This window comes from Novosphingobium sp. PhB57, assembly GCF_004342985.1.
Lineage (GTDB): Bacteria > Pseudomonadota > Alphaproteobacteria > Sphingomonadales > Sphingomonadaceae > Novosphingobium.
In genome coordinates this window covers 1,166,674-1,189,365 of sequence record NZ_SMBO01000001.1, presented here as the reverse complement: position 1 = coordinate 1,189,365, position 22,692 = coordinate 1,166,674, and the positions used below count along the sequence as shown (strand labels likewise).

Genomic DNA, 22,692 nt, shown 5'->3' with positions numbered 1-22,692 from the left:
CTTGTGGCGGCCGGGCTCTTTTCAAGGTCCTGCGAGACTTACTTGCCGCGCAGCTTGCGGTGCTTCGACAGGTCGAGCACTTCGCTCGGGCCGTTGTCGTCCTGCAGCAGGCCGAGGCGGCGGGCGACTTCCTGGTAGGCCTCTTCTTCACCGCCGAGGTCGCGGCGGAAGCGGTCCTTGTCCAGCTTTTCGCCGGTGAACATGTCCCACAGGCGGCAGCCGTCGGGGCTGATCTCGTCCGCCAGGATCACGCGGCTGTAGTCGCCGTCCCAGATGCGGCCGAATTCGAGCTTGAAGTCCACGAGGCGAATGTTGATCGCCGCGAACATGCCGCACATGAAGTCGTTCACGCGGATCGCCATCGCCGAGATGTCCTGCATCTCTTCGTTGGTGGCCCAGCCGAAGCAGGCGATGTGCTCTTCGGCGATCATCGGATCGCCCAGCGCATCGTCCTTGTAGTAATATTCGATCAGCGTGTGCGGCAGGGGCTCGCCTTCAGGAATGCCCAGGCGCTTCGAGATCGAACCGGCCGCCACATTGCGCACCACGACCTCGATCGGGATGATCTCGACCTGGCGGACGAGCTGCTCGCGCATGTTGAGGCGGCGGATGAAGTGGTTGGGCACGCCAATGTGATTCAGGCGCGTGAACACGTACTCGCTGATGCGGTTGTTGATCACGCCCTTGCCCTGGATCGTGCCCTTTTTCTGCGCGTTGAACGCAGTGGCATCGTCCTTGAAATACTGAATCAGGGTGCCGGGTTCAGGGCCTTCGTAGAGGATCTTGGCCTTGCCCTCGTAGATCTGGCGGCGACGGGACATGCGTGTTCGTCCTTGAAACTGTATAAAGAGCAAACCCCGGCTTGTAGGACGTCGGGCGACCGCGGGCCGGGGCGTTCGAGCGGGCATATAATGGAAGCAGGGGTAAAAGCAAACCGGTTGGGCCCGTCCGGCAGGGGCGCTCATCGGCGGATCGCTCCAGAGCTATCCGTACGCCGGGGTCAGCGGCCCGATCCGGCGATTTCCGCCACGAGATTGCGGGCCGCCTCGCGCACCTGACGCCAGGTCGTCTCGAAGCCTTCGGGGCCGCCATAATAGGGATCTTCCACGTCCTGCCCTTCCAGTCCGGGCACATGGTCCAGCAGGAGCGAAAGGCGGGCGGAATGGCCGGCAGGGGCGATGCGCCTCAGATTCGCGAGATTGCTGGCGTCCAGCGCGACGATGCGGTCAAATCTGCGGAAGTCGTCGGCTTTGACCTGCCTGGCACGATAGGATGAAATATCGATGCCGTGGCGGAGCGCCTCGGCGCAGGAGCGCGGGTCGGGGCCTTTGCCGATATGCCAGGCGCCGGTCCCGGCGGAGTCGATATCGAGGTCCAGTCCCGCTTCGTCCGCCGCCTCGCGAAGCGCCGCTTCGGCAAGCGGGGAGCGGCAGATATTGCCGAGGCAGACGAAAAGGAAGGACGCTGGAGGCACTGCGGACATGGCGCCTAGCCTACAGGCGGTCGGGGCCGATCACAAATGTGTTTGGAGGGTGGGCCGGGGTCAGCGATGCCCGAACAGGCGTTCGAGGAAAGTGGGCTGGTCCATCGGCTGGATGGGGCCATGGAAGCGGCGGCGCAGGCCGGGATCGAGCGGCGCGCGCGGCGTCCAGATCCGTTCCGAGCGATAAGTGCTGTCTTGCGTCAGGGCCATTGGCGGCTCCATTTCTAGGGATCATTCCTGAGAATAAACCCTAGGACGCGCGGAAAGTTTCCTTTTCCGCGCGCCGCGGAGCCGTTGTCCGAGGTTCAGCGGGCGAGGGCGCCGGCCTCTTCGGCGAGTTGGCGGACCATGGCGCCGACTTCCCGGCCCAGGAAGGGCTTGCCCAGCATGGGCCGCTCGCTGTGGTCCTTGGGCAGGTGCTGGCGGTCGTAGCCGCTGACGAAGGCGAAAGGCGTGGACCTTGCTGCCAATTCGTCCGCCACGGCGTCGATTCGCTCGCCATTGAGATTGCCGTCCAGGAGGGCGAGGTCGGGGCCGGTTTCGCGGATCATGGCAATGGCCTGTTCGCAGGACGTGGCAGGGCCGAGAGCGATGGCGCCCGAGTCCTCGATCTCCATCATCAGTTCCATGGCCACCAGAGGCTCGTCCTCGACGATCAGCACCCGCAGGCCCTGCGCGCTCGGGCGGTGTGCCGCCGCATCGACGGCCAGGGAGCCGGCGGCCGGGGAGTCAGCGGCCAGGAAGACAGCAGACTGAGGGCCGGCGGCCTCATGGATCGCCGCGGCGGGCGCGCCGCCAGCAGTGTCGGTTACCAGGAGCGGTGGCGGTTCGAGTGCGGCATCGTCGGCCAGCGGCAGCACCAGGTGCCAGCGCACGCCTTCGGGGGCATATTCGGCACTGATGCGGGCGCCGTCGGCGGCCATGCTGCTTTCGATCAGGGTCGAGCCGAAGCCCCGGCGCTGCGGCGCGACGACCGGCGGACCGCCCCGTTCGCTCCATGTGAGCGAGAGGACATGGCGCGTCAGCGACCAGTCGAGCGCGACCGTGCCGGTCTCGTTGGACAAAGCGCCGTACTTGTGCGCGTTGGTGGCCAGCTCATGGAGGATCAGCGAAAAACGCAAGGCGAGTTCGGGCGGCAGGTCCACGTCGGGTCCGGCCAGGCGCAGCCGTTCCTCGCTCACGGCGCCGATCGCCACCTGGTCCGCGATGAGCCGGCGCAGGCTGGCGGGTTCCCAGGTCGTGGCGCTGAGGAGGGAATGGGCGCGGGCAAGCGACTGCAGGCGCCCACCGAACGATTGCTGGAATTCCTCCGCCGAACGGGCATGGCGAAAACCCTGCGAGGCGATGGCCTGGACCGTGGCCAGCGTGTTCTTCACGCGGTGGTTCAGCTCGCCGATCAGCAGGCGCTGCGTTTCCTCGGCGCGGTGGCGCTCGGTCACGTCGAGCAGTTCGATCATCACGCTGGCCCCGCGCGAGCCCGTGCCCGCCAGCGAGGAACAGTACCATTCGCCTTCGCGCAGAGCCTTGTCAGCCCGCAGGAAGCGGTGCTCCTGCGTCTCGCGGCGGTCTTCCCCGCCGAGCAGGGCGCGCATGCCTTCGACGAAGCGCGCGCGGTCGGCCGGGGCCAGGAAGGGGGCTTCCTCCACTTTCAGGCCGAGCACGTCCTGCGCGGAGAAGCCGATCTCGCGCTCGGCGCTGCGATACCAGCTGACGATCCGCAAGTTGGCGTCGATCTCCAGCACGGCGAGCGGCGAATTGTCGCCGTGCGCGCGCAGGCGACCGAGCGCGAGGCCGAGTTCGTCGCGCTGGCGCGCGATCTCGCGGCGCTGGCGGGCGAGCTCGACGAAGACCGCGACCTTGGAGTTCAGCTCGACCATGTCGAGCGGCTTGAGCAGGTAATCGACGGCTCCGGCTTCGTAGCCACGGAACCGGCGGCGTTCGTCGGTGGCGAGCGCGGTCAGGAAGATGATAGGGACGGCGCGGGTACGCTCTGTACCGCGCATCAGTTCGGCCAGTTCGAAGCCGTCCATCTCGGGCATCATCACGTCGAGCAGGGCCAGCGCGAAATCGTCGCGCAGCATGGCTTCGAGCGCCTCGAAGCCGGACGAGACGGTGACGAGTTCGACACCCGGCTGGTCGAGCGCGGCTTCCAGGACGAGCAGGTTCTCCCGGATATCGTCCACGGCCAGGATCTTGAGCGGCTCATTCAGCAAAGGCGGCCTCCTGGACGTCGTGTTTGGTGCGTCGCCAGATCTTTTCCATTGGCGCGAATTCGGCGAAGCTATCGCCCTCTGCGGAGAAGTGCACGGTTTCCTTCGAGCCAAGTCCCAGGAATCCTCCGGGCGGAAGGGACTGCGCGAACAGGCCGAGCGCGCGGTCCTGAAGCGCCCTGTCGAAATAGATCAGCACGTTGCGGCTGGACACCAGTTGAACCTCGGAGAACACGGCGTCGCTCGCCAGATTGTGGTCGGCGAAGACCGCGCGGCGGCGCAGGGTCGGGTCGAACCGGGCCACGCCGTAGTTCGCGGTGTAATAGTCCGCAAGCGACCCCTGGCCGCCTGCCTCGTGATAATTGCGGGAAAAGCCTGCGATCCGGTCGATCTCGTAGACCCCGGCCTCCGCCTTGGCGAGGGCGGCGGGGTTGATGTCGGTGCAGTAGAACAAGGTGCGCTCTTCCAGCCCTTCCTCGCGGAACAGGATGGCCAGCGAGTAGAATTCCTCGCCATTGGCGCAGCCGGCCACCCAGACCTTGATCGAGGGCCAGGTGCGTAGATGCGGGATGACCTGTTCGCGGATCGCCCGGAAATACTCGGGGTCGCGGAACATCTCGCTGACCTGGATGGTCAGGAAACCGATCAGGACGTTGAGGCTCTCGGGATCGTGGAGAATCCGGTCGAGCAGGCTGGAGAGGTGGGGATAGCCGAAATGGGATTGCGCCCGCTGCAGCCGGCGCAGCAGCGAGGCGCGGGAATAGTCCCGGAAATCGTACTGGTATCGCCGCCAGATCGCCTCGATGAGGAGGTCTACCTCGATATCCTCCACCGCTTCGACGGCGCGCCGTCCAAGGGGTTTCATCGCGGCATCCACACGCGGACGAGGCTGAGCAGCTTGTCGACGTCGAGCGGCTTGGAGAGATAGTCGTTGGCGCCGGCTTCCAGGCACTCGCGATGGTCGCGTTCCATGGCCTTGGCGGTGAGGGCGATGATCGGCAGGCCCTTCCACTGCGGGTTCTTGCGGATTTCGCGCGTGCAGGCGAGGCCGTCCATTTCCGGCATCATCACGTCCATCAGCACCAGGTCGACACCGACCCCGCCGCTGTCGCGGATATCGCTGTCCGCGACGCGGGCGAGTTCGTTCAGCGCCTCGATGCCGTTGCGGGCGATGCGGACGTGGACGCCGTGCGGTTCGAGCACCGAGGTGAGGGCATAGATGTTGCGGATGTCGTCTTCCACCACCAGGATCTGGCGGCCTTCCAGCGCGGCATCGCGGCCCAGCGAGCGGGCGAGGAGCTGCTGCTTCTCGTCCGGCATCTCGGACACGACCTGGTGCAGGAACAGCGTCACTTCGTCCAGCAGGCGCTCGGGGCTCTTGGCACCCTTGACGATGATCGACTTGGAATAGCGCCGCAGCCGCATCTCTTCCTCTTCGGAGAGTTCGCGGCCGGTATAGACGATCACCGGCGGGAAGCCGACGCTCTCGTCGTGGGAGAGACGTTCGAGCAGGTCGAGGCCGGACATGTCGGGCAAGTTGAGGTCCAGCACCATGCAGTCGAAGGTTTCCTCGCCAAGGCGGGCAAGGCAGTCGGCGGCGCTCTGGACGTCCACGGTCTCGACATCGCGCGAGGCGAGGAGGAGGTGGATCGCCTCGGCCTGCCGGGGGTCGTCCTCCACCACCAGCACGCGGCGCAGGCGCTGGTCCATGCGGGCTTCGAGGCCCTCCAGCATGCCGACGAGGGTGTCGCGGCTGACCGGCTTGAACAGATAGCCCACCGCGCCGCTGGCCAGCGCGGCATGGTCGTCGTGATCGGCAGAGACGATGTGGACAGGGATGTGGCGTGTGCGGGTGTCGCGCTTGATGCGATCGAGCACGGAAAGCCCGGTGTGGTCGGGCAGGTGCATGTCCAGGATCACCGCCTGCGGCAGATATTGCCGGGCGAGCAGGGCGCCTTCGTCGGCCGTGCCCGCGATCAGGCATTCGAAGCCTACTTCATGCGCCAGGTCACTGAGAATCCGGGCAAAAGCGGGATCGTCCTCGACGATCAGGATGACGCGGGAATCGCCCGAAAGCGTCTCGCGGTCGTCGGAAGGAGTAGGGCCGCGGCGGGTCGCGGGGGCTGTCGTCTGCGATGCGGCCGGGGTGGGCGTGGGGCTGGACCGGCCCGGGATCAGCGGGGTGCTGGCGGTATCGCCGGGCGTGAAGGTCTCGGGCAGTTCCAGAGTGAACACGCTGCCGGTGCCGGGCGTGCTGTCCACCGTGATGGTGCCGCCGAGCAAGTGCGCCAGTTCGCGGGAGATCGACAGGCCCAGCCCGGTGCCGCCGTACTTGCGGGCGATGCCGCCGTCCGCCTGGCGGAAGGCCTCGAAGATCGCGTCCTGCTGGTCCGTGGGAATGCCGGGGCCGGTGTCGCGCACCGCGAAGGCGATGCGGCCTTTCGCGGCCCGCGCGACGACAAGCGAGACTTCGCCCTGCGACGTGAACTTGATGGCGTTGGAGAGGAAGTTCTTGAGCACCTGCTCCAGCCGCAGCGGGTCGGTCTCGATCTCGGTCACGCCCTCGGCCGCATGCATCGTCAGTGACAGGCCCTTGCCCGAGGCTGCGGCGGAGAAAGTGTTCTCCAGCTTGCCGAGCATGGCGTCCATCGGCACGCGGTGCGGTTCCAGTTCGAGCCGCCCGGCCTCGATCTTGGAAATGTCGAGCACGTCGTTGATTAGCGTCAGCAGATCGTTGCCGGAAGACTCGATGGTCTCGGCATAACGGACCTGCTCGCCCGAGAGGTTGCCCTGGCGATTGTCGGCCAGGAGGCGGGCCATGATGAGCAGCGAATTGAGCGGCGTGCGCAGTTCGTGGCTCATATTGGCGAGGAATTCGGACTTGTAGCGGCTGGCCTGTTCCAGCTCGTCGGTCTGGCTGCGCAGGCGGGTCTGCGAACGGGTCAGCTCGTCGCGCTGGGCTTCGAGCGACTGGGCCTGTTCCTCGAGCTGCGAATTGCTGCGCTCCAGCTCGGCCTGCTGCTCTTCGAGCTGGGTCTGAGAGTGAAGCAGCAGCTTGCTCTGCGCTTCCAGTTCGTCGTTGGTGGCGCGCAGTTCCTCGCTCTGGTTCTGGAGTTCCTCGGCCTGCTGTTGGGTCTCCGAAAGCAGGTGTTCCAGGCGGGCGCGATACTTGGCCGAACGCAGGGTGATGCCGAGCGAACTGCCGACGAGGTCGAGGAAGGCGGCGAGGTCTTCCGGCCGCGCTTCCGGCGTGTCGAGGAAGCCGAGTTCGAGCACGGCGTTGACCGTACCGTCGACGTGGGGCGCGCCCAGCACCAGCCGGGCCGGCGTTGCCTGGCCGAGCGCGGTTCCGAACGAGAGGTAGCCGGCCGGAACGCGGGCGATGGTGGTGGTGCGGCCGTGGCGCATGACTTCGCCGAGCAGGCTCTCGCCCGGCTCCATGCGCTCGGGGACGGTGGCTCCGGCCGGCACGCCATATGTGGCGATCTTGCGGAAAGCACCATCGTCCTTGACGTAGAGGGCGCCGGCGATCGCGCCGAAGCGCTCGGCCAGGAAGGAGAGGGTGCGGCTGCCCAGCTCGTCCAGCGCGATGCTGCCGGCCGTGGCCCGCGCCAGGTCCGTCTCGCTCTCGCGCAGCCATTGCTGGTGACGGTTGTCGTTACGGTAGCGGATGAGGAAGAAACCGATGACCGCCAGCAGGATATTGGTGATGCCCGACAAGGCGCGGTTCGTCATCGCCACTTCCAGGCCCAGCCCCTGCGGCGCCATGAAATAGGCGACGATGGTACAGCCGATGCCGGAGATGGCGGCCAGCAGCGGCGTCACCGGGCGGCGGGCGACAAAGGCGATCACCGTGGGCAGCAGGTAAAGAACGCTCACCCCCGTTCCCAGGGGAATGGTGGCGTCGATCAGAAGGCAGAGCCCCAGGGTGATGATAATGACGAGCGCTAGCTGGACGTGAGGACTGAAAGCCTTGCTGGGCGACATTATGAATCTCAAGGGGAAACGCCGGCTGCAGGCGGACCGCTCCTCCCCCCAAACTTCAAGGGCGGTCCCCGGATCGGGAGGTTGAACGCAGGCAGGGTTCCATCGGTTCCCGAGGGAACGTGATAAATCTTGTATTACCCAAGATTTTCGAGGTTTCGTGAGGTGCAGCGGCGCAGGGTGAGTGAGGGTTTCATTAAGTAAGTTCCGGTAGGGCGTGCTGAAATCCCGACGAACTTCGCCGAAAGACTGGTCCTCCGATGCGCAGAATCACTCACCAGTTGCACCGCCTCCTCAAGGACATATCCGGCAATATCCTGCCGATGGCGGCCATCGGCATGGTCGTGGCGGCGGCGATCGTGGGATCGGCCATCGATCTCAGCCGCAACTTCAAGGTGGAGAACCAGCTCCAGGCCGCCTGCGACTCCGCGGTGCTGGCGGCGCGGCGCACCGTGGCGACGGACGCGGATTCGACGACGCCGGTCAACGGACTGGCGCCGTCCGTCCACACGGTGGCAGACAACTACTTCAAGACCAATTTCAACGATTCCACTCTTGGCACGGGCACCACGAACTTCGAGGTGTCTTCCCCGGACAAGGGCCAGACCGTCGAGGGCACGGCGGCGACCGTGCTGGACACCGTGGTCATGCGCCTGTTCGGGTTCAACAATTTCGCTCTGAGCGTGAAATGCACATCGTCCATGGGCATCGGCAATGCCGACGTGATGATGGTGCTGGATACCACCGGCTCGATGGCGGAATCGCTGAGCGGATCGACCCGCATCGCCGCGCTGCGCAGCGCGATGAAGAACTTCTACACCACGGTTTCCGGCGCGACCAAGGAAACCAACGCCCGTGTGCGCTACGGCTTCGTGCCCTACAGCTCGTCGGTCAACGTCGGCAAGCTGCTCAACGCCGTGGACAAGAGCTACATCGCCGACAGCTGGAACTACCAGTCGCGCGTGCCGATCTTCCTGAACGTCGCAAATGGGACGAAGACGGGGACGAAAGACACTTACGAGGACGAAAAAAACACCACGTCACGAGGTTCGAGCTACAAGAACCAAACTCAATGCAACAACAATAAGCCTGCGAATCAAAGCGCTTATTCCAATGTAAATTCGTCCACCACCGAGACGACCACTTCCGGAACGACGCCGAATATTACGGTCACGGTTGTGACGAAGCAACCGCAGCAGATGCTGACCTATGAGTGCAAGAGCAATAATGGGACGTATTACTTATATACGACTACTTATGCTCGCACAAAGGTGACCACTGACACTTACAAGAACGCCACGAATTCCACAAATGTGAAGGGTTCTACCTTCGACCATTGGGAATATCGCCAGGTCACCGGCGTCGATACGTCCAAGTTCAAGACGTTCGGCTCGACCCCCGTGCTCAACGGCAATAACGGCGCGTCCGTTTCCTACACCTGGGGCGGTTGCATCGAGGAGCGCAGCACGTCGAACACGGCGAACTTCAGCTACAACTCGATCACGGGCCTCAGCCCGTCGACGGCGCTGGACATCGATATCGACAGCGCGCCAACGTCGGATGCCAAGACCAAGTGGGGTCCGCTCTGGCCGGAGATTTCCTACCGCCGTGCGGGCAGCAGTTCCAGCACCTGGACACGCAACACGACGACGGATGGCGCATCGGCCGGAACCTACTGCCCCGCCGAAGCGAAGCTCCTGACCGAGATGGACCAGTCCAGCTTCAACACTTACGCGAACTCGCTGACGGCGGTGGGCGGCACTTACCTCGACATCGGCATGATCTGGGGTGGGCGGATGCTCTCGCCCGACGGTATCTTCAAGGACACGGTGAACCTGGAGCCCACCAATGGCGGTGAAGTCGCCCGGCACATCATCTTCATGACCGACGGCCAGATGGACACGTCCAACTATGTGCCGACGGCCTGGGGCATGGACTGGTGGGACCTGCGCACGACGGCCGGCGGTTCGGAAAGCGATGCCGACGCGCGCCACACGTCGCGCTTCCTAGCCGTATGCGAGGCGATCAAGGCCAAGGGTATCCGCGTCTGGGTGATCGCCTTCACTTCGGGGCTTTCCACCGACCTGAAGACCTGCGCCTCCGACGACAGTTCCTATGTCGCCACCAACGCCACCGATCTCAACACCGCGTTCCAGGAAATCGCCAAGCAGGTCGGCGAACTGAGGATCACCGAGTGATGCTGCGCCGCCTGTCGCATTCGGCTGCCGGAGCGCTCCGGCGCCTCCGGGCCGACTGCCGGGCCGATACCCGGGGCGTGACCGCGATCGAGTTCGCGGTAGCGGGCCCGGTCCTCATCATCCTGCTCATGGGCATCTTCGATCTGGGCCACATGGCTTACATCCGCGCCGTGCTCCAGGGCGGCGTACAGCAAGTGGCCCGCAACGGCACGCTGGAGACTGCCGAGACGGAAGCGGGCGATGCCTATGTCAAGCGACTGGTCGACGGTGTCGCGCCGGGAGCCAAAGTGGAAATCACGCGGTCGAGCTATTTCGACTTCACCGACATCGCCCGGCCGGAGGCCTGGAACGACAAGAACAACAACAGCATCTGCGACAATGGCGAATCCTACACGGACGAGAACAAGAACGGCCATTGGGACGCCGATGTCGGCAAGAGCGGCAATGGCGGCGCGAACGACGTGGTCGTCTACACCGTGAAGGTCACGTATACGCCCGTGTTCCCCGTTCCCGGACTGACCGACGGGAACACCAAGCGCACGCTCTCGGCCACGGCCGTCAGGAAGAACCAGCCTTACGCCCTTCAGCAGGCGGTAGGCTCGGCAGCAGGGACCTGCCAATGATGGCATCGCCGAACAGGCCGAAGAACTGGCCGCGCCGCGCCGCGCTCCTGCGCCGGCTGCGCGAGGACCAGAGCGGCGTCTCGTTCATCGAACTGGCGCTTATCCTGCCGGTGCTGCTGACCCTGGGGCTTTACGGAACCGAAGTGGCGATGATGGCCATGACCAACATGCAGGTCGGTGAAATCGCGACGTCCGTGGCGGACAACGCCTCCCGCCTCGGGCAGACGGACAACAGCACCGTCAGCCCGACGGTCAAGGAAGCGCAAGTCGATTCGGTCATGTGGGGCGCCCTGAAAGAGGGCAGCAGCTTCGATTTCGAAACCAATGGCCGTGTCGTCCTGTCCAGCCTGGAATACGACAGCGATACCAAGCGGCAGTTCATCCACTGGCAGCGCTGCCGCGGCGATCTGGACCGCAAGTCAGCCTATGGTGAGGCGGACCCCTACAAGACCGGCCCGGTGCTGGACGGCATGGGTGTGAAGGATCACAAGATCTACTCGGTGCCCAATTCCGCAGTGATGTTCGTGGAAGTCTACTACCACTACCAGCCGCTGTTCGGGACGATGTTCGTGAAGGACCAGGTGTTCAAGCACGAGGCGGCCTTCCTGATTCGCGACGACCGCAGCCTCAACCCCAGCGGCACCAAAAACGGCATCACCGGAACCGGCAGCCAGTCGCTCTGCACCTGAGGCGAAGGCCCTTGCGGCCCGCCCCTTGCAGGGATGCTTTCAGATCTGCGGAAAAAACGAATTGGTCGGGGAGACAGGATTCGAACCTGCGACATCTTGCTCCCAAAGCAAGCGCGCTACCGGGCTGCGCCACTCCCCGACCCTTCGGTCGTCGATGTTGATCCGGGACCAGAAGTCCCGGTGCCGTTGGTGGGCCCGGCAGGATTCGAACCCGCGACCTAGCCGTTATGAGCGGCCAGCTCTAACCGCTGAGCTACAGGCCCCAACTGCCACGCCCGGCTCCATCGACGAGGCCGGACGAGAAGCCCGTTAGCTTGGCAATTCGTTCTGCGCAAGCGCTACGCTGGACATGATGTTGGCAACATTGCTCGGTTTTACACCGCGGCGTTCCAGATGCGCGAAAAGTGTGCGCCACCAGCCGTAGAGCGCGTCCAGATCCTGCGCGTCCCGCACGTAAGGCGTATAGCCGGGAACGAGCGAGGGGCTGTGGAAGGAGAAGACCAGCACCGGCAACCCGGCATCGATGGCCACGTCGACGCCGCGCAGCGCTTCCTCGGCCGTGATTCCCTCCGGCGTCAGGGGGATGCGCTCCAGCAGTCCGGCACGGGCGAGGGCGCCGCGCAGCTGCGGCATGCGCCAGAGCGCGGGGTAGATCGTATTGCCAAGCTGCCGCAGCGGTCCCCAATAGACGGTGGTCAGCGGCAGCTCTAGCAGCCGTCGCGCGCTGTCCGTCCAATAAGGTTGCAGCGGATGGGTGCGATAGTTCGGGCCGCCGGAAGCGCTGTAGTCGAACCGCGCGCGTACCGAAGTGTCGATGGCGATGCCGAATTCGTCCAGGATCTCGGCAGTGCGCGGGCCGAGCCCGTAGCGGCCCGCCCGGTAGATGCGCGGCGCCGTGCCGAACGCCTCGACGATTCGGCCGTGAAGGCGCGCGAACTTCTCGCGCTCCAGTTCGAAGCCCAGGTTCCCGGCGTAGGAATTGAATTCGGTGACGGCCTCGTCGAACGGGGGGTTCACCCAGGGGTGAAGCTGGACGCCCACTTCCGCCCGCCCGGCCGCGACCGCTTCGCCGATGGCTTCGGGTGCCAGCGGCGAATCGGCGACCGGATAATCCACGAGATAGATCGGCACAACGCCGAACTCCTCGCAGAACTGCTGGAACGTGCGCAGTGCCGGGACGGAAAGCGTGCCATGTCCGTGCCGGTCGAGCGGCGCGTTCCAGTCGAACTCTTCCTCGGTATCGACCGTGACGATGAAACGCTGGCCGAATCCCTCGCTGAATTGCGCAAGGGCATCGGCGCGCGGCGGCAGGAGGAGGTTGGTCCCCGGCAAGACAGAAAATTCCCTCAATCGGGTCGCATCCGACAGAACGACAATATGGACGAAGCGGCTCCGGGACCAGGCAGGCTGGCCTGCGAATCCGCAAGTACGGCAGGAACGGACTAGAGGAAAAGTGTTCCGCTTCGGTAAAGGGGCGGGACGAAAGCCTTCCCCCGCACGGTCTGGAACCCTCTTCGCGAGCGGCTCAGAGCGCGCGGCTTTCGGCGTCCTGCACGCGGCCCAGCGCCGATGCCGCGAAAGCGGGAAGCGACAGCCGTAGCTCGTCGCCGTCGCGCTGGAGGCTGCCACCGGCAGCGTCGGCTTCGGCCGCTGCCAGGCGCAAGGTGAAGCCGATGCCGAACATGCCGGTGGAAAGCGACTGGCCGCGCTCGCTCACCGGCGTTTCGAACAGGCTCTGGGCATCGCGCGCCAGCAGCAGCGAGGGCAAAGTCACCCGCATGGCCACGCGCCCGTTCTCCACGGCGAGCCGGACCGGCAGCAGTTCGTGCGGCGCGGTCATCCCTGCGAGTACGGCGAAGACGCGCCATATCATGCGCTCGATCTCGGTCCGCTCGATGGCGATCGGCAGCGCCGGCCCGCCCGTTTCGGGAAGGACGAAACCGCTGCCGCGCGGCTCGGTCCAGGCCTTGAGGCGCGCAACGGTCTCGGACAGGACGGCGACGAGGTCGCTTTCGCCCGATTCGATGCCGAGGGCGCCCGATTCGAGCTTTACCAACCGGTCGAGTTCCTCGAATCCGGCCAGGATATGGGCACAGTCCCCGGCGATGGCCGCGGCAAGGGCGCGATATTCGTGCGGAGCAGGGCCGTAGAGTTGCTGCTGGATGATCTCCGCGGCGACCTGGATGGCATTGGCCGGCGTGCGCAGTTCGTGCAGCACCTGGCGCATGCGGTCCGCCTCGCTGGGTTCGGCGGCCGGGGCTGCGTCGACGGCGGCGATCTTGCCGGGGCGGCGCAGGCGCCCGGCATAGCCTGTGAATCGGCCGCTCGCGGGGTCGAAGTGGGGCACGGCATCCACTTGCCAGGCACCGCTGACGGCGGGCGCGCCGGTGATCTCGATGGCAACCGCGCGGAGGGGTTGGCGGTGCCGGATGGAAAGTGCCAGGCCGGGAACATGCATCGAGGCCATCTGCACGGACGGCAGCGGCGCTGCAGGATCGAGCGGCTCACTCACCATCGGGTCGAGCGCCGCGAGGTTGAGGCCGATCAGCGCGCTGGCATGGGAACCGTCGGCCCAGCAGACGCGGCCTTCCGAATCTGTCGCGAAATCCATGGCGGCGGGGGCGCTGGCACTGGGCGTATCGCCCAAAGGCAGGCGAGGAGAGCCGCCGGCAATGCCCGGTGCGTGATGCTCGCGTGCCTTGCGGAATTCCTCGATGCGGCGGACGATCGCGCCGATGCCGTCGCCGCCTTCCAGGCCGGTCCCGCCGCCGCTGGCCTCCAGCCCGCTGCGCAGCGCGGCCGATCGGCGCGAGGTGGCGGCCTGTTCGAAATCGGCAAAGGAGATCGGCTCGGCGCCCCGCGGGTGCTCCGTCTCCGGTTCCTCTTCGGCGTCCGAAAGCTCGGCTTCGTCGAGCAAGTCGAAAGGCTCGCCCTCAACGAGCGTCTGAGGCGGGGCGTGGCTTTCGCTCGCGGCCTCGCTCGGAAACTGAATTTCGAAAGTGGAAACGGACACTTCCAGGACTTGCGCGTTCGGCGCGGGCGGCAGGCCGCGATCCTGGATGCCCAGGCGGTCGAGCAGCGCGCCGACTTCCGGGCCGAGATCGCGGCGGTGGCGCAAGATGCCGCGGGCGCGCACGGGCAGGGCGGGCACGAGGCGAAGCCAGCCCGCTTCGTCCAGCCGCGCCGTGCCGATGGCAGCCAGGGCGACCTCGGGCTCCGCTTCGGCGAACAGGGCCAGCAGACGGGCATTGGTCAGGGGCTGGAGCGGCTGGCGCACCAGCCGCGCACGGTCTGCCGCGCCGATCTGTGCGCCGAGTTCCTCGACCCGGGCAAAGCCGGCCTCGATGGCGTCGGAACGGGCGTCCTCGGGCAGGCGCCCCAGGATGTCGATCAACTGCCGGTACTGGATGCGCGCCAGCGCGTCCCCGGAGGACGGCAGGCGCAGTACCGTGGCAAGGCGATCGTCGAAATGCATTCCGGCTCCATAGGCGGTCTGCAAGCCCTTGCGAAGCCGCCCTATCCCTAATGTTACCCGAAGTAGGCCCTTAGAGGTTAAGTCAGGGTCACCAAGGGGCGAACTTTACTTCGAAAAATGCCGCAGCGCCCGTGTTTCCTGCCCGCCCGGTATGAGGCTTTGCCGGTCTTCCATGTTCCGCCGATGGGGGAAAGGAGCCGGAAAGGCCCGCAAATCCGGCCGCCGGCCTATGCGAAAACGCTCTCTAGCAAACTGTGCAGACGCTGTAAGTCGGCAGATTGTAGGCGTTGCAATGCGGGACGATTACGCTAAGGGATAATATTATTACAGGGGTGTCAGCGTTTTCGAGTGGATATTGCATGCCGGATCACGCTGCGCGCCCGCAAGGAAAGTTTCGCATGATTAATCTCGATGACATCGATCGCCGCTTGCTTGCAGAGTTGCAGGACGAGGGCCGCATCACCAATGTCGAACTCGCCCAGCGCGTCGGTCTCACCGCTCCGCCGTGCCTGCGCCGTGTGCGCAGCCTGGAGGAATCGGGCATCATCCAGGGCTACCACGCCGATCTGGACGCTTCGAAGCTGGGCTTCACCATCACCGTCTTCGCGCTGGTCAGCCTGAAGAGCCAGGCCGAGGAATCGCTGCGCGCCTTCGAGGACCACATGAAGGGTCTGCCCGAAGTGCGCGAGTGCCACATGCTCAACGGCGAGATCGACTTCATTCTGAAGATCGTCAGCCGCGACCTGCAGAGCTTCCAGGAATTCCTCACCAGCAAGCTGACGCCCGCGCCGAACGTGGACAGCGTCAAGACCTCGCTGACGATCCGCACCGCCAAAAGCGTGCCGGGCGTTCCGCTGGAAGCCTGAAAGCGAATCACCGCGTGGCAATGACGAAAAAAAGGCGCCGCGTCCTGCTCCTGGGCGCGGCGTTGCTGTTGGCAGCCGGGAACCTCTGGTGGTTCACACGGGGAAGCAGTCAGCCCGAGCCGGACTTCGTGCTGGGCGCGACGTTCGAATATGCGAGCATCGCGGCGCAGGACCTGCCTTCACTGCCGCGCTATGATGCCGCAAAGGGAACCTGGCAGGCCCGCGGCCGGCCGGTCACCGCGATAAAGGATCACATTCGCCCTTATCGCGCCTCCGATTCTGTCACGAAGTGGAGCCCCACGTCCTATGTGGCGATAGGGGTGGAGGCGAGTGCCGGTCCCAGCCAGCTTCACCCGATCTTTCTCGATCTCGTCCGCGCGGGGATCTGCGATGTTGCCGTCGTTCAGGACGGAATGTCGCCCGATCCGCGCGGTGAGGTGGCTGTCTTGATCCAGCATGTCGTGTCCGTCAGGGACGGCACGGGCAGCGCGGTGAAATGCCCCGCGCGTCAGAGCGCGGCAGCGCCCTCCAGCGCCAGCAGATAGCTCTTCGCACCGAAACCGGCGACAGTCGCCTTGGCCGCCATGCCGACCCATGACGTGTGGCGGAATTCCTCGCGGGCGTGCGGGTTCGAGAGGTGCACCTCGATCACCGGCACTTTGATAGACCGGATCGCGTCATGCAGCGCGATCGAGGTGTGCGTATAGGCGCCGGGATTGATCAGCACCGCATGGGCGCCTTCGTCCTCGGCTTCGTGCAGCCAGTCAATCAGGTGGCCTTCGTGGTTCGACTGGCGCATCTCGATGGAGCAATCCAGCGTCTCGCCGCGCTCCACCAGCATGGCGCCGATGTCGTCCAGCGTCTGCGAACCGTAGATGCCCGGTTCGCGCTTGCCCAGGCGGTTGAGGTTCGGTCCGTTGAGGACGTAGACGAGCTTGCTGGCCATTTCGCGATTTCCCGGTGCGGTTGCTATCCGGGCGCGGCTCTAGAGTATTTTCAGGCCCGCTGGAAACACCCCAAGGCGCCGAACCGGCAAAGAAGCGGGGCGCGTCAGCGGGGTGCGGGCATCTGGTCGCCGATGGGGCGGCCGTCCGCCTGCGTACCGACGGGAGGCTGCGGCGCGCTGCCGCCGAAGTCGGGCGCAGCATCCTGCGCACCCTCCGGCGGCGTTTCCGCCTCCGACTGGTCGGCATCGGCGTCGCCCTGATAGAACTTCGCGAGTTCGGCGTCGTTGGCCTTGAGCCGCGCGGAGGCTGCCGCGCTTTCCGCCTGCTGCCGGGCGGAGGCTTCCTGTTCCGCGGAACTCTTCGCCGCGGCAAGCTGCTTTTCCAGCTCTTCCTCGCGGCTCGGCCCGCAGGCCGCCAGCACCAGGGCCGGGCTCAAGACCAGTGCAATGGGCAAGACATTCCGAAACACGCAGTGGCTCCCCGCCAGACATCGCCGTGAGACCGCAAAAGTGACGGTCCTGCCGGGATCTCTAGCGGGGAAGGTTTGGCTTAATCTTAACGGGCGAAAATCTAGCGGTCCGAGCCCCTGGCCTTGCCCCACTGCCGCATCGCCGAATATCCGAGGTATCCGGTGCCGAAGAGGGCGTAGAGCGGCTCGGGGATACCGTTCAGATAGGCCGACATGCTGCTGCCGATGGCTTCGGCGGTCCGGGGGCTCAGGGCACCGATCAGGCCCATGGGCAGCGACCACAGGATCATGAGGTAGATGACGTAGAGAAAGCTCGGCCTGGCCCGGCTGGTCCAGGGATCGCGCGACTCGGCTTCTGCGACGATCGGCGAGAGACCTGCCTGAAGCATCTGCAATTCCTGAGAATTTTCGAGTTTCAGCAATTCCAGCTTGGCGCGGTCCCGTGCATCGGGATCGGGGATCACCTTGTCGATGATCTTCGAGACCGGCGCGAGTATAGAATCGAACAGGGGCATTGGCGGGCACTCCCTAGGATGGTGGCCCGCAACCAGATAATCGAAGCGATCGATGTAGGAAAATGCTGCCAGTCATCGCCGCATGCGGCGGTTCTCGCAGGAAGTGAGGCGGGGAGGAACTGCTCCAGCCGCCCCGCGGATCAGACGTCGGACGGTATCGGCCGGTCGAGATAAGTGGTTTCGCCCTGCCGGCGCGCTTCCCAGGCATTGGTGCGCTCGCGGGCATAGGCCTTCTGCACGCGAACCCGGCTGATGCCGTATCGCTTGGCCAGATCGCCGTAAGTCGCGCCATCGATCACGGCGACGTAGATCGCGGCATTGCGCTCTTCGCTGGAGCTAGGATTCTCAGAGGACATCGACATTCTCCCGCGTTCTGCGCCGTGCTGGTTGGTCACCCGTCGCAGGCGATTCGCCCTCGGCAACGTATCAAGCCTGGGTTCCGATCCCAATCGGACGCGGTCCTGTCTGAAACGAAATGAGGGCTGAAACGAAAACGCCGTCTCCCGCACGAAGCAGGAGACGGCGTTTTTCATTGGTCGGGACGAGAGGATTCGAACCTCCGACCCCCACACCCCCAGTGTGATGCGCTACCAGGCTGCGCTACGTCCCGACCGGAGCGCGGCCTATAGGAGGCCTTTTTCGAGAGCGCAAGCGTCTGAATGACACTTTCTTCACGGTGCTTGAACGGCACTTGTGGATACCTATTTGGCGACGGCTTCGGTGAGGCCCACGGGGGATGGCGGCTTTCGGCAGGAAGGCCGCGCGTTGCCAGTGCTCCGCTTTGTTGCTAACCGCGCGCATCCGGCAAAGTCCATGAATGGATTTTCCCGGCGAGGCGTGCGGCAGATCGGATGCCGCGTATTGCCGCGCCGGCACGAACACGACGAGAAGGCCCTTCAGTTCAATGCAAAGCTCGATTCTCAACCAGCTCGCCGCCGCCGCTCCTGCCGGCGCGCCGCCGGCATGGATCCAGTACCTGCCCTTCGTCGCGATGGCGGTGATCTTCTGGTTCCTCATCCTGCGTCCGCAGATGAAGCAGCAGAAGGAGCACAAGAACAAGCTTTCGGCGCTCAAGAAGGGTGACGAAGTGCTGACCGGAGGCGGCCTCGTCGGCAAGATCGTCAAGATCGACGACAACTACGCCGATATCCAGCTTGCGCAGGGCGTCGTCGTCAAGGCGGTCAAGTCGACCATCGTCGATGTGATCCCGCCGGCCGGCTCGAAGCCCGCAAACGACTGAATTTCCGGCATCGCCGGGCTGAACCTGGCGATTCCCGATATCATGGAGCGCCCTGGACCGGGCGCTCTTTCGGAGAGAAGCCACAGGCTATGCTCGAATTTCCTACCTGGAAGAAGCTCTGGTACTGGGCGCTGACGATCGTCATCGCCCTTTGCGCCGTGCCGTCGCTGGTCTCGCTGACCAATGCGCGCTGGCCCGCATTCCTGCCGGAGCCAAAGATCAATCTCGGCCTCGACCTGGCCGGCGGCAGCCGCCTCCTGCTGGAGGCCGACCGCAAGCAGGTCGTCCAGCAGCGCCTGGAAGGCATGGAAGAATCCGTGCGCACGCGCCTGCGCCAGGCCAGCCCGACCATCGCCATCGGCGATTTTTCCAGCAACGGCGGCCAGCTGGCCTTCACCGTGCGCGACGCTTCGCAGGTGGATGCCGCGCGGGAAGCCATCCTGCCGCTGACCTCCGGCGCGGGCCTGACCGGCCAGCGTGACTGGGACATCACCGTACAAGACGGCACGCGCTTCATCCTCGTGCCGACCCAGGCCGGTATCGACCTGGCGATCAGCAATGCGATGGAAACTGCGGTCGAAGTGGTCCGCAAGCGCATCGACGCGCTCGGCACCAAGGAGCCCGACATCCGCCGCCTCGGCGGTACCCGCATCGACGTGCAGGTGCCCGGCCTCCAGGACCCGCAGGCGCTGAAGAACCTGCTTGGCCAGACCGCCAAGCTCGAATTCAAGCTGGTCGACGAAACGGCCGTGCCCAGCGATCTTGCCAAGGGCATCGTGCCTCCGGGCGACGAGATCGTGCCTTATGCCGATCCCACTTCGCCGGCTGCCGGCGGCGTTCCCGCCATCGCGGTGAAGCGTCTGGGCGGCATCAAGGGCGACGAACTGACCGATGCCAAGCAGGCCTTCGAACCGAAGACCAACGCGGCGGTCGTCTCGATCACCTTCAATCAGCAGGGCGGCGAGAAGTTCGCCAAGCTGACGACCGAGAACGTCAACAAGCGCTTCGCCATCATCCTCGACGGCAAAGTGCTCTCCGCGCCCAGCATCAACGAGCCGATCCTGGGCGGCAGCGCCCAGATCTCGGGCAGCTTCAACGTCCAGTCCGCCACGCAGCTCGCCATCGCCCTGCGTTCGGGCGCGCTTCCGGTCGATCTGACCGTCGTCGAGGAACGCACCGTCGGTCCCGACCTCGGCGCCGATTCGATCCAGAAGGGCGTCGTCGCCATGGGCGTCGGCTCGCTGCTGCTCATGGTGTTCATCTTCCTGACCTATGGCCGCCTCGGCGCCTATGCGAACCTGGCGCTGGTCATCAACGTGCTGATGATCCTGGGCGTGATGGCGGTGCTGGGCACCACCCTGACGCTTCCCGGTATCGCCGGCTTCGTGCTGACGATCGGTGCGGCCGTCGACGCCAACGTGCTCATCAACGAGCGTATCCGCGAGGAACGCCATCGCGGCCGCCGCGTGGTGCAGTCGGTCGAGCTGGGCTACAAGGAGGCGAGCCGCGCCATCTTCGACGCCAACATCACCAACGCCATCTCGGCGGTGCTGATGTTCGCCTTCGGCTCGGGTCCGGTCCGCGGTTTCGCGGTCGTCCTCATGATCGGTATCGCGACTTCGGTGTTCACCGCCGTCACGATGAGCCGGATGTGGGTTGCGGGCTGGCTGCGTCGCACCCGTCCCAGCGACCTGAACGTATAAAGGTACTGGCGCATGAAGCTCCTCAAGCTCATTCCCGATCACACGAACATCCACTTCCTGCGCTGGCAGTGGCCGTTCTTCATCACCAACCTGCTGGCGATGGCGGCATCGATCGTGCTGCTGTTCACGCATGGCCTCAACCTGGGTGTCGACTTCGTCGGCGGCCAGATGATCCGCGTGACGTTCGAGCAGAGCGCCACGGCGCCGGTCGGCAAGCTGCGCGACAGCGTGGATTCGCTCGGCTTCGGCGAGCCGGTGATCCAGACTTTCGGCAAGCCGAACGAAGTCTCGGTCCGCATGAAGCTGCCGGAAGGTGCGGAGGACAATCCCAAGCTGGCCGACGGCATGGCGCGCAAGATCACCGAAAAGGTGCGTCATGACTTCGCCGATGCCCGTGTCGACGGCGTCGACTCGGTCTCGGGCAAAGTCTCGGGCGAGCTGTTCCACACCGGCATGCTCGCCCTCGGCCTGGCGATGATCTGTATCTCGATCTACATCTGGATCCGGTTCGAATGGCAGTTCGCCGCCGGCGCGCTGTTCGCGCTGGTGCAGGACATCCTGCTGACCGTGGGCATGTTCTCGCTGACGCAGATGGAGTTCGACCTCAACATCGTCGCCGCGCTGCTGACGCTGCTGGGCTACTCGCTGAACGACAAGATCGTGGTTTACGACCGCATCCGCGAGAACATGAAGAAGCACCGCCGCATGCCGATGAGCGAGCTGCTCGACCTCTCGGTGAACGAGACGCTGTCGCGCACGATCGCGACCTCGCTCTCGGTGCTGATCATGCTCGTCTCGCTGCTGCTGCTCGGCCCCGACGTGATCTTCGGCTTCACCGCTGCCATCACCCTGGGCATCTTCATCGGTACCTACAGCTCGATCTTCATGTCCGCGCCGATCCTGATCTGGCTGGGCGTGAAATCGGACTCCTTCGTGAAGACGGAAACCGATATCGACCGCCAGGAACGCCTCGCCCGCGAGGGCGGCGCGCGGCCCTGAGCCGAAGCACCTCACGCTGACGAAAGGGCCGTTCCTGCAAGGGAGCGGCCCTTTTCATATCAGGCCGCAGCGTAGACCGGCTCGCCCGAAAGCACGTCGCGCCAGAAGCGGACGAGGTTCTGGGCATTCACGCCCCAGGAGAAGCGGCTGACGTTCGCGGAAACGTCCTGCTGGCTCGGCGGATCGGCCAGGATGTCGCGCACGGCATCGGCGATCGCTTCGGGGGTGCGCTCGGCGATGATGCGGCCGGCGCTTTCGTCCTTCACCACCTCGCGGGCGCCGCCGATGTCGGGGATGACGATCGGCGTGCCGCAGGCCAGTCCTTCCACCCAGACATTGGCGAGGCCCTCGCTGGCCGAAGGCAGGACCAGCACGTCGGCCGCGCAGAGGACATGGGGCAGCAGGTCATGGCCGACGAGGCCGAGAAACTGCACCCGGTCGGCCACGCCCAGCCAGTCTGCCAGGGCATGGAGCGACTTGTCGTCCTCGCCCGTGCCGGCAAGGGCGAGACGCGCACCGGGCAGGTGAGTGAGTGCCTCGATCACCAGGCGCTGTCCCTTGCGCGGGATCAGCGAGCCGGGCGTGACGATCAGCGGCCCTTCCGACCAGATCCCGAGGTTGGGCATCGCCGAGACGAGCGCCCGGGCGGCGCCGCGTGCCACGGGGTGGAAGCGCTCATGGTCGAGGCCGGTGTAATGAACGCCGATCCGTTCGGCGGGCATGCCCAAGGCGATCATGTCGCTGCGCAAGGCCTCGCTGACCGCCAGCATTCCGGCGGCCTGCTGCGCCGCCCTCTGCATCTGCCTGAGCGCAACGGGGCGCTGTCCCCAGTAATGGATGTCCGCCCCGCGCGACTTGATGGTGAGCGGCAGCCCCAGTTCGCGCGCGATCAGCGCGGCGGCGGGGCCGTCCGGGAAGAAGAACTGCGCATCGACCAGGTCGAACGGCCGCTCGGCATGAAGGCGGCGGACGAGCGGCAGCACGGCGCGGGCGATCCGGCCGGGATTGGTGTCGCCGCCGATCTTCGGGATCAGCGTGAACTTGGGATAGTGCACTTCGAAGCCGGCGATGCTGCTGGATTCGGGAATGTGCCTGAGCTTGTCGTAGGGATGGCGGCGGGACAGCGGCCAGGGCGGAATGCCGATGGGGCTGACCATGGTGAGGTCCACCTCGCCCCCGGCGACGATCGCCCGCATCTGGTTGCCGACGAAGACGCCGAAGGACGGCTTCACCGGATTCGGAAACAGCGTGGCAATGGAGAGGATGCGCATGGCTTCCCTTTAGAGGCGGA

At 65.3% G+C, this 22,692-nt stretch carries 21 protein-coding genes and 3 tRNA genes; 8 read left to right on the top strand and 16 right to left on the bottom strand.

What is annotated here, in order from left to right; genetic code table 11:
- Positions 1-38: 38 nt before the first annotated feature.
- The 6 genes from purC to EDF58_RS05405 all read right to left on the bottom strand — a co-directional run bounded on the left by purC (position 39) and on the right by EDF58_RS05405 (position 7,680).
- The gene (gene purC / locus EDF58_RS05425; RefSeq protein ID WP_132263291.1) at positions 39-821 is read right to left on the bottom strand and encodes a phosphoribosylaminoimidazolesuccinocarboxamide synthase; all 783 of its coding nucleotides are present in this window, start codon (positions 819-821) and stop codon (positions 39-41) included.
- Positions 822-1,000: 179 nt separating this feature from the next.
- On the bottom strand, positions 1,001-1,483 hold the full coding sequence (locus tag EDF58_RS05420; RefSeq protein ID WP_132263289.1) for a low molecular weight protein-tyrosine-phosphatase: 483 nt from the start codon (positions 1,481-1,483) through the stop codon (positions 1,001-1,003).
- Positions 1,484-1,543: 60 nt separating this feature from the next.
- Positions 1,544-1,693 (bottom strand): hypothetical protein, encoded by a 150-nt coding sequence (locus EDF58_RS25785; protein WP_021235825.1) that lies wholly within the window; start codon positions 1,691-1,693, stop codon positions 1,544-1,546.
- Between the two features lie 95 nt (positions 1,694-1,788).
- Entirely contained in the window at positions 1,789-3,696 is a 1,908-nt protein-coding gene (locus EDF58_RS05415) for a response regulator (protein WP_132263287.1), read from the bottom strand.
- Positions 3,686-4,558: a CheR family methyltransferase gene (locus EDF58_RS05410; RefSeq protein ID WP_132263286.1), complete on the bottom strand. Its 873-nt coding sequence runs from the start codon at positions 4,556-4,558 to the stop codon at positions 3,686-3,688. Before EDF58_RS05410 ends, EDF58_RS05415 begins: the two co-directional genes overlap by 11 nt.
- A complete protein-coding gene (locus tag EDF58_RS05405) occupies positions 4,555-7,680 on the bottom strand; it encodes a response regulator (protein WP_132263284.1) in 3,126 nt (1,041 codons plus the stop codon). Before EDF58_RS05405 ends, EDF58_RS05410 begins: the two co-directional genes overlap by 4 nt.
- Positions 7,681-7,937: 257 nt before the next feature.
- On the opposite strand from EDF58_RS05405, the gene EDF58_RS05400 reads away from it, so the two are divergent.
- The 3 genes from EDF58_RS05400 to EDF58_RS05390 are packed head-to-tail and all read left to right on the top strand — an operon-like array spanning position 7,938 to position 11,187.
- Positions 7,938-9,875, top strand: coding sequence for a TadE/TadG family type IV pilus assembly protein (locus EDF58_RS05400; RefSeq protein WP_132263282.1), 1,938 nt, complete (start codon positions 7,938-7,940; stop codon positions 9,873-9,875).
- A complete protein-coding gene (locus tag EDF58_RS05395) occupies positions 9,875-10,498 on the top strand; it encodes a TadE/TadG family type IV pilus assembly protein (protein ID WP_132264156.1) in 624 nt (207 codons plus the stop codon). Before EDF58_RS05400 ends, EDF58_RS05395 begins: the two co-directional genes overlap by 1 nt.
- Complete coding sequence (locus EDF58_RS05390) at positions 10,498-11,187, top strand: TadE family protein (protein ID WP_243654078.1); 690 nt, start codon at positions 10,498-10,500, stop codon at positions 11,185-11,187. The genes EDF58_RS05395 and EDF58_RS05390 overlap by 1 nt, the downstream gene beginning before the upstream one ends.
- Before the next feature lie 62 nt (positions 11,188-11,249).
- Here EDF58_RS05390 and EDF58_RS05385 read toward each other — a convergent pair.
- The 4 genes from EDF58_RS05385 to EDF58_RS05370 form a co-directional block, all read right to left on the bottom strand.
- A tRNA-Pro gene (locus EDF58_RS05385) sits at positions 11,250-11,326 on the bottom strand.
- 48 nt (positions 11,327-11,374) lie between these two features.
- Positions 11,375-11,450: transfer RNA gene (locus EDF58_RS05380), tRNA-Ile, on the bottom strand.
- Positions 11,451-11,496: 46 nt separating this feature from the next.
- The gene (locus EDF58_RS05375; RefSeq protein WP_132263280.1) at positions 11,497-12,519 is read right to left on the bottom strand and encodes a polysaccharide deacetylase family protein; all 1,023 of its coding nucleotides are present in this window, start codon (positions 12,517-12,519) and stop codon (positions 11,497-11,499) included.
- A gap of 193 nt (positions 12,520-12,712) precedes the next feature.
- Positions 12,713-14,662 (bottom strand): HAMP domain-containing histidine kinase, encoded by a 1,950-nt coding sequence (locus tag EDF58_RS05370; protein ID WP_132263279.1) that lies wholly within the window; start codon positions 14,660-14,662, stop codon positions 12,713-12,715.
- Positions 14,663-15,060: 398 nt separating this feature from the next.
- Between EDF58_RS05370 and EDF58_RS05365 the strand changes: the two genes are divergently transcribed.
- Complete coding sequence (locus EDF58_RS05365) at positions 15,061-15,528, top strand: Lrp/AsnC family transcriptional regulator (RefSeq protein WP_031342574.1); 468 nt, start codon at positions 15,061-15,063, stop codon at positions 15,526-15,528.
- Between the two features lie 20 nt (positions 15,529-15,548).
- The gene (locus EDF58_RS05360; RefSeq protein WP_132263277.1) at positions 15,549-16,073 is read left to right on the top strand and encodes a hypothetical protein; all 525 of its coding nucleotides are present in this window, start codon (positions 15,549-15,551) and stop codon (positions 16,071-16,073) included.
- Here EDF58_RS05360 and aroQ read toward each other — a convergent pair.
- The 5 genes from aroQ to EDF58_RS05335 form a co-directional block, all read right to left on the bottom strand.
- A complete protein-coding gene (aroQ, locus tag EDF58_RS05355) occupies positions 16,037-16,474 on the bottom strand; it encodes a type II 3-dehydroquinate dehydratase (RefSeq protein WP_132263275.1) in 438 nt (145 codons plus the stop codon). The genes EDF58_RS05360 and aroQ overlap by 37 nt on opposite strands.
- A gap of 104 nt (positions 16,475-16,578) precedes the next feature.
- Entirely contained in the window at positions 16,579-16,944 is a 366-nt protein-coding gene (locus EDF58_RS05350; protein ID WP_165921333.1) for a hypothetical protein, read from the bottom strand.
- A gap of 101 nt (positions 16,945-17,045) precedes the next feature.
- A complete protein-coding gene (locus EDF58_RS05345) occupies positions 17,046-17,459 on the bottom strand; it encodes a holin family protein (RefSeq protein ID WP_132263272.1) in 414 nt (137 codons plus the stop codon).
- A 140-nt stretch (positions 17,460-17,599) separates the two neighbouring features.
- The gene (locus EDF58_RS05340; protein ID WP_132263271.1) at positions 17,600-17,815 is read right to left on the bottom strand and encodes a hypothetical protein; all 216 of its coding nucleotides are present in this window, start codon (positions 17,813-17,815) and stop codon (positions 17,600-17,602) included.
- A 177-nt stretch (positions 17,816-17,992) separates the two neighbouring features.
- A tRNA-Pro gene (locus EDF58_RS05335) sits at positions 17,993-18,069 on the bottom strand.
- Between the two features lie 294 nt (positions 18,070-18,363).
- Between EDF58_RS05335 and yajC the strand changes: the two genes are divergently transcribed.
- The 3 genes from yajC (at position 18,364) to secF (ending at position 21,401) form a co-directional block, all read left to right on the top strand.
- The gene (gene yajC / locus EDF58_RS05330; protein WP_086491997.1) at positions 18,364-18,699 is read left to right on the top strand and encodes a preprotein translocase subunit YajC; all 336 of its coding nucleotides are present in this window, start codon (positions 18,364-18,366) and stop codon (positions 18,697-18,699) included.
- 89 nt (positions 18,700-18,788) lie between these two features.
- Positions 18,789-20,402, top strand: a complete 1,614-nt coding sequence (secD, locus tag EDF58_RS05325; protein WP_132263269.1) for a protein translocase subunit SecD — start codon at positions 18,789-18,791, stop codon at positions 20,400-20,402.
- A 12-nt stretch (positions 20,403-20,414) separates the two neighbouring features.
- Entirely contained in the window at positions 20,415-21,401 is a 987-nt protein-coding gene (gene secF / locus EDF58_RS05320) for a protein translocase subunit SecF (protein ID WP_132263267.1), read from the top strand.
- Positions 21,402-21,460: 59 nt separating this feature from the next.
- Here the strand turns inward: secF and EDF58_RS05315 are convergent, their stop codons facing one another.
- Positions 21,461-22,672 carry a glycosyltransferase gene (locus EDF58_RS05315; protein ID WP_132263265.1) on the bottom strand — a complete coding sequence of 404 codons (1,212 nt, stop codon included), beginning with the start codon at positions 22,670-22,672 and terminating at the stop codon, positions 21,461-21,463.
- Positions 22,673-22,692 lie beyond the last annotated feature (20 nt).

Excerpts from the sequence above, each read along its gene's own strand:
- EDF58_RS05340 (WP_132263271.1), bottom strand. The coding sequence starts at position 17,815 with ATGTCCTCTGAGAATCCTAGCTCCAGCGAAGAGCGCAATGCCGCGATC.
- EDF58_RS05395 (WP_132264156.1), top strand. The coding sequence starts at position 9,875 with ATGCTGCGCCGCCTGTCGCATTCGGCTGCCGGAGCGCTCCGGCGCCTC.
- aroQ (WP_132263275.1), bottom strand. The coding sequence starts at position 16,474 with ATGGCCAGCAAGCTCGTCTACGTCCTCAACGGACCGAACCTCAACCGC.
- EDF58_RS05400 (WP_132263282.1), top strand. The coding sequence starts at position 7,938 with ATGCGCAGAATCACTCACCAGTTGCACCGCCTCCTCAAGGACATATCC.
- EDF58_RS05390 (WP_243654078.1), top strand. The coding sequence starts at position 10,498 with ATGGCATCGCCGAACAGGCCGAAGAACTGGCCGCGCCGCGCCGCGCTC.
- purC (WP_132263291.1), bottom strand. The coding sequence starts at position 821 with ATGTCCCGTCGCCGCCAGATCTACGAGGGCAAGGCCAAGATCCTCTAC.
- EDF58_RS05405 (WP_132263284.1), bottom strand. The coding sequence starts at position 7,680 with ATGTCGCCCAGCAAGGCTTTCAGTCCTCACGTCCAGCTAGCGCTCGTC.
- EDF58_RS05370 (WP_132263279.1), bottom strand. The coding sequence starts at position 14,662 with ATGCATTTCGACGATCGCCTTGCCACGGTACTGCGCCTGCCGTCCTCC.
- EDF58_RS05360 (WP_132263277.1), top strand. The coding sequence starts at position 15,549 with ATGACGAAAAAAAGGCGCCGCGTCCTGCTCCTGGGCGCGGCGTTGCTG.
- secD (WP_132263269.1), top strand. The coding sequence starts at position 18,789 with ATGCTCGAATTTCCTACCTGGAAGAAGCTCTGGTACTGGGCGCTGACG.
- EDF58_RS05315 (WP_132263265.1), bottom strand. The coding sequence starts at position 22,672 with ATGCGCATCCTCTCCATTGCCACGCTGTTTCCGAATCCGGTGAAGCCG.
- yajC (WP_086491997.1), top strand. The coding sequence starts at position 18,364 with ATGCAAAGCTCGATTCTCAACCAGCTCGCCGCCGCCGCTCCTGCCGGC.
- EDF58_RS05420 (WP_132263289.1), bottom strand. The coding sequence starts at position 1,483 with ATGTCCGCAGTGCCTCCAGCGTCCTTCCTTTTCGTCTGCCTCGGCAAT.
- EDF58_RS05345 (WP_132263272.1), bottom strand. The coding sequence starts at position 17,459 with ATGCCCCTGTTCGATTCTATACTCGCGCCGGTCTCGAAGATCATCGAC.
- EDF58_RS05365 (WP_031342574.1), top strand. The coding sequence starts at position 15,061 with ATGATTAATCTCGATGACATCGATCGCCGCTTGCTTGCAGAGTTGCAG.
- secF (WP_132263267.1), top strand. The coding sequence starts at position 20,415 with ATGAAGCTCCTCAAGCTCATTCCCGATCACACGAACATCCACTTCCTG.
- EDF58_RS25785 (WP_021235825.1), bottom strand. The coding sequence starts at position 1,693 with ATGGCCCTGACGCAAGACAGCACTTATCGCTCGGAACGGATCTGGACG.
- EDF58_RS05410 (WP_132263286.1), bottom strand. The coding sequence starts at position 4,558 with ATGAAACCCCTTGGACGGCGCGCCGTCGAAGCGGTGGAGGATATCGAG.